Origin of the sequence: Rouxiella badensis (assembly GCF_002093665.1) — a bacterium.
Lineage (GTDB): Bacteria > Pseudomonadota > Gammaproteobacteria > Enterobacterales > Enterobacteriaceae > Rouxiella > Rouxiella badensis.
In genome coordinates this window covers 45,859-59,030 of the sequence record NZ_MRWE01000008.1, presented here as the reverse complement: position 1 = coordinate 59,030, position 13,172 = coordinate 45,859, and the positions used below count along the sequence as shown (strand labels likewise).

Sequence of the window (13,172 nt, the reverse complement as noted above, 5' to 3'; positions counted from 1 at the left end):
CTCAGCCATGCGGCCTGTAGCGCAGCCTGTCGAGAAGCAGTGAAAATGCGGGAGTGTGCTGCTTTCTGCTGGGATAATAAAGATGATAGCCGGGTAAAGGCTCACACCAGTCCTCCAGCACACGCACCAACCGACCTTCTGCCACATGCTCAACAATTTGGCTTTCATAGATGTAGACCAGCCCCAGTCCCTTGAGCGCGGCGTCTTCAAGCATATTGCTGTCGTTAACTATCAGCGCGCCGTCCACCTTAACGTCCAGTGCGCTCTCCCCCTTTCGGAACTCCCAGGCGAAGAGGCCCCCGGCGGTCTTCTGCCGATAGCGTATACAGCGATGCTCGCCCAGTTCTCTCGGCGTTTGCGGTGGCGCATAGCGGGCAAAATAGTCCGGGGTAGCGACCACCGCCATGCGAATATCCGGGCCGACTCTCACCGCCACCATGTCTTTCTCGACCTGTTCACCGAAGCGAATTCCCGCGTCAAAGCGTTCGGCGACGATATCCGCCAGCCCTTCGTTAACGTCGATTTCAACCGTGATGTCAGGATATTCAGCCATAAACGCCGACAGCGCGGGAAAGAGTACGGTCTGCGCGGCATGTTTAAAGGTGGTGATGCGCAGATTACCCGCTGGCCGATTGTGCAATGTCTTCAGGGTATCTATCTGATTATTGATGCTTTCCAGTGCCGGTTTAAGCGTTTGAAAAAAACGCTCCCCGGCGTCGGTCAGCGAGAGGCTGCGGGTCGTTCGCGAGATAAGCCGCGTTTCAAGCCGCTGTTCGAGCATTCTCACCGCGTAGCTCAACGCCGACTGAGAAAGTCCCAGTTTTGCTGCCGCACGCGTGAAACTGCCTTCTTCTGCGACGGCAATAAACGCCGCGATATCACTAAAATCGCCGTTTCTCATTCACTCTCTCTTAATCAAAATCGCACCTTAGCGCAGGCTACCCGTTGCATAGCCCCCCGTCCAGCCTCTGTCTTGCCGAGTCTGAATAAAGCCCCTGGCACCGGCAATTTTTTTAAACAGCATGTTGGCTCGTTCGCCCCCGCCACATTCCAATATTCTTTCTTTTTTTCTGGTACTTAGCTTTATCCTTCTGCCGAAAATAGATAGCCGGAATTGATCTAACCGGCCCCGTCTAGCTGTGACAGGATGGTTATCCAGCGCCTATGCGCCACATCATTCATGAGGAGTGCCTATGTCCACTATTGAAGTTTCCCCTCAGGCCGCCGACGTGCGGGTTAATTCACCGGAACCGCTGGCCCCTCTTCCGCGCCCTGCCACGCCAGCGCAGGTGATTAAAAACGATGCCGAGGCTATTGCCGTCGCCGAGCGCCTGGCAAAGGTGTTTGCTGAGGGTGCGGCACGCCGAGACAGAGAGGGACTGCTGCCGATTGCCGAGCTTGATGTCTTCTCGCAAAGCGGGCTATGGGGCATCAACGTGCCTAAGGCCTACGGCGGTGCCGAGGTGTCTTACGTTACGCTAGCGCGGGTGATTGCCATTATCTCCGCCGCCGACTCTGCGCTGGGGCAGATCCCGCAGAATCATCTTGCCGGCGTAGCGCATTTGATAGCCGACGGCAGCGAGGAACAGAAAAATCGGCTGCTGGCGGGCATATTGCAAGGGCTTCGCTGGGGCAACGCGTTTTCGGAAAAAGGGTCTAAAACAGTCGGCGATTTTAAGACCACCCTGCGCCGTGAGAACGGACAACTGGTGGTCAACGGTGAGAAATTTTACGCCACTGGCGCACTGTTGGCGCATCTGGTGCACACCGTAGCGGTCGATGAAGAGGGGCACGTGCAGCTGGTTATCCTGGAGCGCGACGCCGAAGGCCTGACCGTGATTAACAACTGGTCGAGTTTCGGGCAGCGCACCACCGCCTCGGGAACTGTCCTGCTTGACAACGTGCGCACCACGCCGGAAAACGTTATTCCGGTCTGGCAAGCGTTCGACCGGCCTACCGCCGCCGGTCCGATATCACAGATTATTCAGGCCGCCGTCGATGCGGGCATCGCACGCGGCACTATCGCCGACACGCTGGCGTTCGTGAAGGAGAAATCCCGCCCGTGGATAGACAGCGGGCAAGAGAAGGCCTCGGACGATGTGTTTACCCTTGCCGCCATCGGCGACCTGCAAATCCGCCTGCACGCGGCCGAAGCGCTGCTGTGGCGCGCCGGTGAGTTTATCGATCTCGCGCTAAAAACGCCGAATGAGGAGACGGTGGCCGCAGCGACTATCGCCACCGCTGAAGCAAAAGTCCTGACCACCGAGATTGCGATTCTGGCAGGCAATAAACTGTTTGAACTGGCGGGAACCCGTTCTACGCTGGCCGAATACAACCTCGACCGCCACTGGCGTAATGCACGTACTCATACCCTGCACGACCCGGTGCGCTGGAAATATTTCCACGTTGGAAACTACTATCTCAACGGCGTCAATCCCCCGCGCCACGCCTGGAGCTAACGCCTGTCTCCCGCCCTCTCGGGCGGGATTTGATCCCCTTTAACGTCTAAAGCGCGCCGCCGGGTGCGTTGACGGCAATCGGTCATTGTTGAACAGTTTTGCCCTTAACGAACCCGGCTGATACTCAGTCTTGTAACGACCGCGCCGCTGAAGCTCGGGTACCACCAGATCGATAAAATCGATATAGCTTTGTGGATTTACGATGCGCGTCAGGTTAAAGCCGTCGATACCGCTTTCATCGACCCACTTCAGTAGCTCATCGGCCACCTGCGAGGGGTTGCCGACAATCAGTGAATAGCGTCCGCCCATCGAGTGCTGTTCCAGCAGCTGACGACGCGTCCAGCCGCTGTAGGCCTTGCTAACCGACTCGATGGCGCGCGTCGGCCCGCTCTGAATCGGTTCATCGAGCCCGAACTGCGAAAGGTCGATGCCGGTGGAACTGGAGAAATGCGCAATGCCTGCCTCCGGGCTGGCGTAACGAAGATACTCCTGCTGCTTCTCCTTCGCTTCACGCTCGGTGGGTGCGACTATTACCGAAACGCCCATAAAGACCTTGAGGCAGTCGGGATCTCGGCCCGCGTCCTGTGCGGCCTTGCGCAGCTTGTCCACCTGCGCCCGCGTTGCCTGCGGCGTACTGCCGCTGACGAAGGTGCATTCGGCGTGCCGGGCGGCAAACTGCAGGCCGCGCGCCGAGCTGCCCGCCTGAAACAGCAGCGGCGTGCGCTGCGGTGAAGGCGACGAAAGGTGGTATCCCTCAACCTGATAAAACTCGCCCCGATGGTGAACCGGATGAATTTTACCGCTGTCGGCGTACAGGCGACGCTGCTTGTCGGCCACGACCGCATCGTCTTCCCAGCTTCCCTCCCACAGCTGATAGCTCACATCAAGGAACTCGTCGGCCTGGTCGTAGCGGCGATCGTGGCTCAGCAGCTCGGTTTGCCCCATCGCTCGCGCGGCGCTGTCGAGATAACCGGTCACGATGTTCCAGCCCACGCGGCCGTCGGTAAGATGGTCGAGCGTCGAAAACCGGCGGGCAAACGGGTAAGGCGCCTCATAGCTGAGATTGGCGGTCACGCCAAAACCCAGATGTTCGGTCACGCTCGCCATCGCCGAAACCAGCATCAGAGGGTCGTTAACCGGTAGCTGAATAGACTCTTTGGCGGTCAGGGCAATCCCCTGTTGATAAACGTCGTAAACCCCGAGAATATCGGCGATAAACAGCCCGTCAAACAGCCCGCGCTCTAACGTTTTGGCTAAATCCAACCAGTATTTCAATGAGGTAAATTCGGTGGAACGGTCCTGAGGGTGCGTCCACATGCCGTGGTGGATGTGCCCCACACAGTTCATATTGAAGGCATTCAGCAGCACCTTCTTGCGTGGCTGGCTCATATTGTCCCTCTACGCGGCGGCAAAACGCCGTTTAAGACATAGTTGCCGATGACCGGATATTTCCAGCGCACCGGGTCATGCAGCGTGTGCGTACGCGCATTGCGCCAGTGGCGGTCAAGATTGTGCTCACGCAGCGCTGAACGCGTTCCTGAAAGCTCAAACAGCAGGCTTCCCGCCTCAAGAGAGACCTCGGTGGTCCAGGCCCGCACCACCGCAACTTGTACCGATGCCTCGGCGACGGTGGACGCATTCGGGTCACGCTGTGCGATATCAACCGCCTCTCCCGCCTCCTGTAATAGCGCATCCCCCGCCTGCAAGCGTGCCGCAAGCTGACCCACGCGGTCGAGTATTAGCGGATCGTCGCTCGCGCGGTCCAGACCAGAGTCCGGCCACGGACGGGAGCGGGTATTAATAAAATTCAGCATGTCGTTGAAGGCAGCACGAGCGATACCCTGATCGATAGCGGCATGCATAATCTGCGCAAATGGCCCGACGGTAGTCGGCCGCTCAAAGGCGCTGTAAAACGGCACAATGTCATCAGCATTCACCGAGACCTCTTCAAACACCACCGTGCCGCTGCCGGTGGTGCGCTGACCAAAGCCAGACCAGTCGTCGATGACGTTGACGCCGTCCTGATGCCGGGGAACAAACACCAGTTGCTCTTTGCCCTCGGCGTCGCGCGCTGCGGTAGGTATCCGGTCGGCAAACAGCGCGCCGGTGGCGTAGAATTTTCTGCCATGCAGCAGATATTGGCCGCCGTTGGGCAACACCGCCGTGCTGCGCTGATGCGCCGAGGGGGACGAGAACTCAGCCAGCGCATTGCCGAGATGCACGCCCGCCAACACCTCGCGATAAAGCCGCTGCTGCTGTGCCTCACTGCCGTTGATGCGTAAAACTTCGAGAGCATAAAAATGGTTTTGTGGCACCTGGCCAATAGCGCCGTCGGCCTCGCTTAATATCGCAATAACCTCGGCCACGACTGCCGCAGAGACCTCTGCGCCGCCAAGGTGTTTCGGCACGGTTATCCCGCCCAGACCGGAGGCAAACAGAGCTTCGAGCGGTTTGAAGGGCAGCACTCTTTCTCGGTCACGCTCGGCGGCGTCGACGCGAAACGCTAACGCCAGTTCTCGGGCAACGCTCAGCGCCTGCTGCGCCGAAGTGATAATGCTGGCGGGGTTTTTAGGGCTAACCTGGCTTATTGTCATCGTGGTGTCCTTATATCCAGGCGTGTCGCACAGGGAAAATACCGTTAAGGTAATAATTGCCGATGGCGTGATTCTTCCAGCGCACCGGGTCGTGCAGCGTGTGTGTCCGCGCGTTGCGCCAGTGGCGGTCCAGTCCGTGCTGGCTAAGCGTTGCCCTGCTGCCGCCCCACTCCAGCAACTTTTCGCTCGCCTTGAGCGCAATCGCTGTGGTCAACACTTTGGCTTCGGCAACGGCGATAGAAGCGCGGGCCGCCGTGGCGGCATCGAAGTGGGCAGGGTTAATCTCGTCCAGAACCCTGGCGGCACGTTTAAGCAGCGCCTCAGCCGCCAGCAGTTCAACGTAAATGCGGCCCACGTCGGCCTGCAGCTGAGTGTCATCGGCGTTACGGTCGACGCCAGCGTCTATCCAGGGCCTCGACTGCTCAAGAATAAATTTACGAGCGTCTTCAAACGCACCGCGCGCGATACCGGCGTCGATGGCCGCCTGAATCAGCTGCGAAACCGGTCCGCGTAGTGAAGGTTTATCGGTGGCGGGCACTTCGACCAGCCATTTCGGATCGACCAACACCTCGTGCAGACGCACCGTGCCGCTGGCGGTGGTTCGTTGCCCTACGCCGGACCAGTCGTCGATAATCTCGAGACCCTCGGCCGGACGCGGAATAAACGCCAGCACCGCCTTGCCGTGGTCGTCTATCGCGGTAGTCACCACGATGTGAGCAAACAGTGCGCCAGTGGAGTAAAACTTCTCGCCGGTCAGGCGTGGCCCGTCGGGAGACTGACGCAGGCGAGCCAGTACCTCACGGGTATGCCGCGTATTCTTTTCCGGGCCGCCGTTGCCGAAACGATGCCCAGTCACCACCTTGTTGAACAAGGCGGCTTTTTGCTCATGCGACGCCTCATCGCGCAGATATTGAATGAGGCCAAAATGGTTCTGCGGAATCTGTCCCAGAGAGGGATCTGCGGCGGAAATCAGCCGGAAAACCTCTGCCACGGTAAGATAAGACAATCCGCCGCCGCCAAACTCGCGCGGCACGGAGATACTGCCCAGCCCCAGACGGCTGAACAACGACAGCGCCTCCAGCGGATAAAGGCGTTCACGGTCGCGCACTACCGCGTCAACGGCAGCAAGTTCGGCGACCGCGCGGGCCGCCTTAAGCGCCTGCCGTTCGTCGGTGATTACCGCCGCCGCTTCGGGGGCGCGCCAAAGGTTTTCTTCCTTGATGGTCATTAGGCTCTCCTCACTCACCGTTGCCAATTTGCCAAATAAACGTCGGTTCATTTCCGTTAACCTCCCAATCGCCGACGTTACGCGATTTATAGATAACCGGATTGTGGGAAGACACCGTACGTGCGTTTCGCCAGTGGCGGTCTAGTGCCTTAGAAGTACGCGTATCGGATGCACCGAGTGCGTTAAACAGCTCGGTGGCGGCACGCGTCACCAGATCGGTGGCAATCACCTGCGCTTTGGCAGAGTCGACCTCGGCCTTTACGTTAGCCTGCTGAATTGCCGCTTCGTCGCCGCTGTCGTGCAGCTCATAAGCCTGTTGCAGTGCCTGAGTCGCCTGCTGAACGGTGGCATCAACCGCATAGGCCCAGCTGGAAATCTGCCCGACGACCTGCAACACCTGCACGTCCTGCTTCACCAGGTTGGCGTTGCTGTGGCTGTAGATGCGCTTGCGGTTGGCGACGCCCTGCGCCACGTCGCGGGTGATCGCACGGCCAATACCCGCCAGCGTTGACAGCAACACGTGCTGATAAAACGCCGTCTGATAACGGAAACGTTCGCTGAAGTCATAGACGTGTGGGGCCTCCACCTTCGCCTGCTCAAAACGCGTGGTGCCGCTGCCGGTCAGGCGCTGACCGAAACCGTCCCAGTCGTCCTCACGCTGTACGCCCGTCTGATGGGTGTTCACCAGCGCAATCACGTCACGACCGTTGTCACCGCGCTGGGCGTAGACGTCAATCCAGTCGGCATACAGCGTGCCGGTGCTGTAAAACTTGTGGCCGTTGAGCGTCCAGCCGTTTTCGCTCGGTGACACCTTGGTGACCACTTCACCGAGCTTGAGATTGCCGATTTCGGTCCAACCGCTGCCCACCAGCTCACCGTCGGTAAAGCGGCGGAACCAGCGTTTTCGCTCTTCGCTGTCGGGCTGATTAAGTCTGTCTTCCACGAAGGCAAAATGCGCCCGCAGCGCCTGCGGCAGGTTGGAATCCGCCTCGGCAAGTTCGGTCAGCAGTTGAAACAGCTGCGGCAACGTAGCGCCGAAACCACCCTCTTCGACAGGAATACGCAGCGTGCCGAAGCCAGCCTCTTTTAGCCAGCGGATCGGCTCTACGGCAAGCTGGCGGTCCAGCTCACGCTCGACGGCCCCTTCGGCGATGCGGGTAAATATCGGACGGAAACGGGCCGCCAGGGTTTGATAGTCAGTCGTCAGTTGCTTAGGCATGGTGTTCTCCGTTTTCAGAATGGTCATCAATATCGCGACGAGTCGGCTCAAAGCGGACTACCAGCAAGAATACGATGGGCAGGATGGCGCTCAAGGAGACAATCCAGAACATGTTGGTACCGAATGAAGCCTGAAGGATCGGCAGAATAAACAGCGCCAAAGCACTGCCGATGCCCGACAGCGAGCGGCTAAAACCCACGCCGGTCGCGCGAACGTGAGTAGGATAAGACAGCGCCGGATAGATCATTATCTGCGCGCCCGGACCAAAGCCTTCGGCAAACAGCCACAGGCCGAGCATCAGAATGGCGAAGATGACGCCAACCAGCACCGTCGGATGACCAATCAGCGCCAGTGAAATCAGGGCGATAAACTGCAGGGCAAAACCGGCAATCGCCACGTGGCGCGACGGGAATTTCCACGCCAGACGCATGCCGAGCAGCCCGCCGGTAAAGGCGAACAGCGCATTCAGGCCCAGCGAGGCAGAGATGGTTTCAAACACGCCCGCGCCGAGGAACTGCGCCAAAATTGACGGCAGGAAGAAAGCAATCGCGGTGTATTCAAACGAGACACAGACGTTCATCACGCCGGAGACCAAAGTCCGTTCACGGTAAGGCTTCTGGAAAAGCACGCGGAAGCTGACCTTCGGCGGCGCTTTCTTCTGTTCCTGAGCGACAGATTTATCTTCATGAGCGGTGATACCGTAAGAGTCGCGCAGGATACGTGCAGCACCGCTGAGGTCACCCTGATTGGCCGCCCACAGCGGGGATTCGTTCATAAATTTACTGCGCACGGCAATAATCAGCAGTGCAGGCACCGCGCCGAACAGCAGCGACGCACGCCACAGCCAGTCGATGTGCTCCTTTGGCAGCACAAAATAGAGGCCAAAAATGATCAGGAAGCACACCGACGAGGCCGCGTACCACATCGGGCACCAGGCGGCCAGCCTTGAGGCTTTATTGGCTTTACCGGTAAATTTAGAGAACTCGGCCAGATAGGCCATCGCTACCGGCAGGTCGATACCTACCCCGACCCCCATCAGGAAGCGCGCGCCAATCAGCACCCAGACGTTAGGTGCCAGACCGGCAGCGATCGCCGATACCACGAAGAACAGCATATCGGCCATGAATACCGAATAACGGCCGTACTTATCGGTTAACCAACCGCCCAGCAGGTTACCAACGATAGTGCCAATCATGATGGAAGAAGTGACCAGGCCGGTCAGCGTCGGCGTAAGGCCGAAGTCTTTGACCACATCATCGATGCCGTATGACAGCGTGGTCAGATCATAGGCATCAAGAAACACCCCGCCCAGCGCAAGGAAAACGATAAAGCGCGCGTAGGTATTTTTTTTCGAACTGTTGTTAATCAGTTTAGCGACGTCGCCAACCGATCCTATCGGTGTTGAATGGGACGGCGGCGAAGCAACGCCGTCGTCAATGTTAATCGTGCTCATAGAACCCTCGTGTTTTTTATTGTGCAGACCAATGTCGATAACAGTGGCAGGTGATAACACGAGTTATAAAGTGCAAAGAGGGGAATAACAAACAACAAATATGGATAATAAATTCAATATTATCAATAAGTTACTAAGTTATTTTGCAGGCAGCGCAAAAACCGGGTTAGCGTTAAGCGAACCCGGTCAATGACCCGAAATGCTGGGACTTATTGTGCGGAAACAGGCACTAAAACGTCTCTCACCAGAGGGTCATGGGTCTCTTTTAGCCACTGCTGCACGCGAGGGTCGGCGAAAGCCTTCTTCAGCTTGACGATATTTTCGTCATCCAGATAAGGTGTGCCGATCACCAGCTGCGAGGCGAAGGTTTTCGGTGCAGGAGGGAACAGAATGCCTTTCTCGCGTGGGACTTTACCGGCGTCAAACTGCGAAACGTAGCCGATGGCGGCATCCACAGAATTCAGTGCCCGCGGCATGGTCAGCAAATCCAACTCTTTGAATACAAAGTGATGCGGATTTTCTTTAATGTCCGACAGCTTGGCGGTGCGCGGTTCAACGTTAGGGTCTAGACCAATCAGGCCAATTCGCTGCAACAGCCACAGCGCCTGCCCCTGATTCGCGCCGTCGTTAGGCACGACGATCACCGCCCCCTGAGGTAAATCCGCAATCGAATGATATTTATCTGAGTAAATGCCAAACGCCCATTGGAACAGCGGCTCGGTCGGGGTAAGGGCAAACTTGTTGGCATCGACCACCTGTTTCAGCCACCACTGATGCTGATAAACCGTTGCCGCATACTGCCCGTCTGCTACCGCCCTGTCGGCCTGCACGGGATCCTGAAGCCCTTCGGCAATGATCTTGATGCCATAGTCCGGCGCAATATTTTGCGCGACGTACTCGATTAGCTTCTGTTCACCGGCCATCGCAGGCTCGAAGTGCACCTTAAGCGTGGTGCCGAAGGTCACCGCGTGACGCTGTTGCGAAGCAAAATGCCAGCCCACGGCGGCAACAACGATAACCACAACCCCGAGCACGATCCACGGCCACGTTTTTTTCTTTTTAATTTCAAAATCCTGCTGCGTCATGATGAATGTGTACCCTTTGCGTGTTGAAGAGAGGCAACCAGTCGATCGCCAATAAATTGGATCAGTTGAATGGTGACAATAAGCACAATAATGGTGGCTATCATGATGTGGTTATCGAAGCGCTGATAGCCGTAAACCACGGCCAGATAGCCGATACCGCCCGCGCCGATGGTGCCCGCGATGGCCGAATATTCAATCATGGAAATCAGGTTCAGCACGATACCCGCCACAATCGCAGGCAGCGCCTCACTGATTTGTGCCCGGGTGATTATCTGCCACGTAGAGCCTCCCGACACCAGCCCGACCGCCGTGACGTCGGCCGGGAGTTCGCGCAGTGCGTTCTCCACCAGACGCGCAAAGAACGGCGTCCCCGCGACAATCATCGGGATCACCGCCGCAGGCGTGCCGATGGTGGTACCGGTGAGCCAGAAGGTGAACGGGATAATCGCCGCCATCAGTACCAGAAAGGGCAGCGAACGGCCCATATTGACCAGCCAGCTGAGGGCATGATTCAGGCTGGCGTGGGGAAACAGTCCGCGCTTCGAAGTGTTGAACAACACCACGCCGAGCAAACCGCCGAGCGTAACCACAAACAGCATCACGATGCCGACCATCAGCCAGGTTTGCAGGTAGGCCGGCACCATCAGAGTATGAATCTGGCTCCACGGCGTGTCCTGACTCAGCACGTCTACCGGTTTCATACCGCCTCCTGTAGCGCGGCGCGAGTCTGAATAATTTCTGAATTGATGCCAAGTCGATACAGCTGTTGAATCAGCGTCTGGGTGTCGAGCGGACGCTGAGTAAAGCGCACCGCGACCTGCATCCTTCCCGCCAGCCGTTCACCGACCTTCTCGACGTGCGCGGCCAATACGTCAACCTGCAACGGATACTGCTGGCTGAGCTGGCTTATCCAGTCGGTCGCCAACGGCCGGTCACCGTAGCTCAGTTGCAGCACCAGCTCCCCGTCGGCCTCTGTCGGGCGCAGTGGGAAAAGCTGTTGGCCCAGACGCGACTCCGGTTGCGCCAGCAGGTGCTGGAGCGACCCCTGCTGCAACAGCCTGCCATCGCGAATTTCGGCCACCGCGTCGGCCGCGCTGCGCACGACGTCCATCTCGTGCGTTATCAACACAATCGCCAGCCCAAAGTGGTCGCGCAGCTGTTTCAGCAGGCTCAGAATCGACGCAGTGGACTCGGGATCGAGTCCCGAGGTCGCCTCGTCCGCCAGCAACACCGACGGCTTGAGCGCCAGCGCACGGGCGATGCCCACCCGCTGACGCTGACCGCCGGAAAGCTGGGAGGGAAAATGGTGCGCCTTGTCCTCAAGGCCGACGCTTTCGAGCAGCTGGCCGACGTGTTTTTTGATGTCGCGCGGCACGACACCAAGCCACTCAAGCGGCAGCGCGATATTGTCCCAGGCGGTTTTACGTTGCAGCAGCGCCGAGGACTGAAAAACCGTGCCTATCGCGCGACGTTCACGGCGCAGCGCCTCGCCAGACAGCCGAGACAGGTCTTTACCGTTAACGCGAATGCTGCCTGACGTCGGTTTTTCCAACAGGCTGATGCACTTTGCCAGCGTGGATTTCCCCGCACCGCTCGGTCCGACCACGGCGGTTATCGAGGCCGAAGGCACGGTGAGAGAAATCCCTTTTAGCACCTCGATGTTTTTGCCCTTGGCCGCCGGTGCCGGATAGTGCTTATGCAGATTATCGATTTCAATCATGATTCCGCCGCTCCCTCAGGCTGGGCTTGTTTCTCGGCGCGGTGACGATAACCGGTGCCGGGGTGCGGAACCTGCAAACGCGGCCCCTGATTGAACAGCTTTTCGCGCAGCGTCCCTTGCTGATAGTCCTTCTTGTAGGCACCGCGCTTTTGCAACTCAGGAACCAGCAGGTCCACAACGTCGGTGAAAGTTTCGTGGGTCACGGCATAAGCCAGATTGAAGCCGTCGACGTCTGTCTCTTCGACCCAGCTTTGCAGCTCGTCGGCCACCGTCTCGGCGCTGCCGACGATGAGCGGACCAAAACCGCCGATGCCGACCCAGTCGGCCAGCCCCTGCACCGTCCACTGACGGTTTGGATCAGCGGTCGAGAAAGTTTCTACCGCCGACTGAATGGCGTTGGTGTGCAAGTGTTTCAGCACCTGGTCGGGTTGATATTGACCAAAGTCGATGCCCGTCCAGCCCGAAATCAGCGCCAATGCCCCCTCATAGCTGACATAGCTTTTGTATTCCTGCCATTTGGCCTGCGCCTGGAGGTCGGTCTCGCCGACGATCACCGTTTGCAAATTGAAAATGAGAATTTTGCGCGGATCTCGCCCCGCTTCGGCGGCGCGGCGGCGGATATCGGCGACGGTCTTCTTCAGCAGTACCTTGGACGGTACGGCCACGAACACGCATTCGGCATGCTCGGCGGCAAACTGTTTGCCACGGCTCGACGCGCCCGCCTGATAGAGCACCGGCGTGCGCTGTGGCGAGGGTTCGCACAGGTGAATACCGGGAACCTGGAAGAAGGTGCCCTGGTGGTTAATAGGATGAATTTTGCTCGGATCGCTGAAGATGCCGCGCTCGCGGTCGCGCAGCACCGCGCCCTCCTCCCAGCTGCCTTCGAGCAGCTTGTAAACCACCTGCAAATATTCGTCGGCGTAGTCGTAGCGCGCATCGTGATCGGTCTGTGCCTTATAGCCGATATTGCGTGCGCCGCTCTCAAGATAAGAGGTCACGATATTCCAGCCCACCCGGCCTTTGGTCAGATGGTCCAGCGTCGAAAGACGGCGTGCAAAAGGATAAGGATGCTCAAACGACAGCGACGCCGTCAGACCAAATCCAAGATGTTCGGTGACCAGGGCCATTGGCGTAATAAGCGCCAGCGGATCGTTAACCGGTACCTGCGTCGCATTACGAATTGCCGCGTCGTTGTTGCCGTTGAGCACGTCATACACGCCCAGCACGTCGGCGATAAAAAGGCCGTCAAACTTGCCGCGTTCGAGCAGGCGAGCGAGATCGGTCCAATATTCCAAATCCTTGTACTGCCATGAACGATCGCGCGGATGGGCCCAGAGACCGGGAGACTGGTGGCCAACACAGTTCATATCAAAAGCGTTTAGGCGAATTTCACGCTGCGATGACACCATGTTTT

General features: G+C 58.2%; 11 protein-coding genes. 1 reads left to right on the top strand and 10 read right to left on the bottom strand.

Annotated elements, in window-relative coordinates:
- Position 1: 1 nt before the first annotated feature.
- Positions 2 to 901: a LysR family transcriptional regulator gene (locus tag BS640_RS06705; RefSeq protein WP_017490575.1), complete on the bottom strand. Its 900-nt coding sequence runs from the start codon at positions 899 to 901 to the stop codon at positions 2 to 4.
- A gap of 292 nt (positions 902 to 1,193) precedes the next feature.
- Between BS640_RS06705 and BS640_RS06700 the strand changes: the two genes are divergently transcribed.
- On the top strand, positions 1,194 to 2,459 hold the full coding sequence (locus tag BS640_RS06700) for an SfnB family sulfur acquisition oxidoreductase (protein ID WP_084912231.1): 1,266 nt from the start codon (positions 1,194 to 1,196) through the stop codon (positions 2,457 to 2,459).
- Between the two features lie 39 nt (positions 2,460 to 2,498).
- Here the strand turns inward: BS640_RS06700 and BS640_RS06695 are convergent, their stop codons facing one another.
- From BS640_RS06695 to BS640_RS06655, 9 genes are all read right to left on the bottom strand, one after another.
- Entirely contained in the window at positions 2,499 to 3,848 is a 1,350-nt protein-coding gene (locus BS640_RS06695) for an LLM class flavin-dependent oxidoreductase (protein ID WP_084912230.1), read from the bottom strand.
- Entirely contained in the window at positions 3,845 to 5,053 is a 1,209-nt protein-coding gene (locus BS640_RS06690) for an SfnB family sulfur acquisition oxidoreductase (RefSeq protein ID WP_084912229.1), read from the bottom strand. Before BS640_RS06690 ends, BS640_RS06695 begins: the two co-directional genes overlap by 4 nt.
- A 10-nt stretch (positions 5,054 to 5,063) precedes the next feature.
- Entirely contained in the window at positions 5,064 to 6,281 is a 1,218-nt protein-coding gene (locus BS640_RS06685; protein WP_084912228.1) for an SfnB family sulfur acquisition oxidoreductase, read from the bottom strand.
- A gap of 10 nt (positions 6,282 to 6,291) precedes the next feature.
- Entirely contained in the window at positions 6,292 to 7,500 is a 1,209-nt protein-coding gene (locus tag BS640_RS06680) for an acyl-CoA dehydrogenase family protein (protein WP_084912227.1), read from the bottom strand.
- Complete coding sequence (locus BS640_RS06675) at positions 7,493 to 8,953, bottom strand: MFS transporter (protein ID WP_017490569.1); 1,461 nt, start codon at positions 8,951 to 8,953, stop codon at positions 7,493 to 7,495. Before BS640_RS06675 ends, BS640_RS06680 begins: the two co-directional genes overlap by 8 nt.
- Positions 8,954 to 9,162: 209 nt before the next feature.
- Positions 9,163 to 10,038 carry a MetQ/NlpA family ABC transporter substrate-binding protein gene (locus tag BS640_RS06670; RefSeq protein ID WP_017490568.1) on the bottom strand — a complete coding sequence of 292 codons (876 nt, stop codon included), beginning with the start codon at positions 10,036 to 10,038 and terminating at the stop codon, positions 9,163 to 9,165.
- Positions 10,035 to 10,739, bottom strand: a complete 705-nt coding sequence (locus tag BS640_RS06665; protein ID WP_017490567.1) for a methionine ABC transporter permease — start codon at positions 10,737 to 10,739, stop codon at positions 10,035 to 10,037. The genes BS640_RS06670 and BS640_RS06665 overlap by 4 nt, the downstream gene beginning before the upstream one ends.
- Positions 10,736 to 11,758, bottom strand: coding sequence for a methionine ABC transporter ATP-binding protein (locus BS640_RS06660; protein ID WP_017490566.1), 1,023 nt, complete (start codon positions 11,756 to 11,758; stop codon positions 10,736 to 10,738). Before BS640_RS06660 ends, BS640_RS06665 begins: the two co-directional genes overlap by 4 nt.
- The gene (locus tag BS640_RS06655; protein WP_026110355.1) at positions 11,755 to 13,164 is read right to left on the bottom strand and encodes an LLM class flavin-dependent oxidoreductase; all 1,410 of its coding nucleotides are present in this window, start codon (positions 13,162 to 13,164) and stop codon (positions 11,755 to 11,757) included. Before BS640_RS06655 ends, BS640_RS06660 begins: the two co-directional genes overlap by 4 nt.
- Positions 13,165 to 13,172 lie beyond the last annotated feature (8 nt).

Bases quoted from the DNA above. Each gene is read 5' to 3' on its own strand.
- BS640_RS06705 (WP_017490575.1), bottom strand. From the start codon at position 901: ATGAGAAACGGCGATTTTAGTGATATCGCGGCGTTTATTGCCGTCGCA.
- BS640_RS06700 (WP_084912231.1), top strand. From the start codon at position 1,194: ATGTCCACTATTGAAGTTTCCCCTCAGGCCGCCGACGTGCGGGTTAAT.
- BS640_RS06695 (WP_084912230.1), bottom strand. From the start codon at position 3,848: ATGAGCCAGCCACGCAAGAAGGTGCTGCTGAATGCCTTCAATATGAAC.
- BS640_RS06690 (WP_084912229.1), bottom strand. From the start codon at position 5,053: ATGACAATAAGCCAGGTTAGCCCTAAAAACCCCGCCAGCATTATCACT.
- BS640_RS06685 (WP_084912228.1), bottom strand. From the start codon at position 6,281: ATGACCATCAAGGAAGAAAACCTTTGGCGCGCCCCCGAAGCGGCGGCG.
- BS640_RS06680 (WP_084912227.1), bottom strand. From the start codon at position 7,500: ATGCCTAAGCAACTGACGACTGACTATCAAACCCTGGCGGCCCGTTTC.
- BS640_RS06675 (WP_017490569.1), bottom strand. From the start codon at position 8,953: ATGAGCACGATTAACATTGACGACGGCGTTGCTTCGCCGCCGTCCCAT.
- BS640_RS06670 (WP_017490568.1), bottom strand. From the start codon at position 10,038: ATGACGCAGCAGGATTTTGAAATTAAAAAGAAAAAAACGTGGCCGTGG.
- BS640_RS06665 (WP_017490567.1), bottom strand. From the start codon at position 10,739: ATGAAACCGGTAGACGTGCTGAGTCAGGACACGCCGTGGAGCCAGATT.
- BS640_RS06660 (WP_017490566.1), bottom strand. From the start codon at position 11,758: ATGATTGAAATCGATAATCTGCATAAGCACTATCCGGCACCGGCGGCC.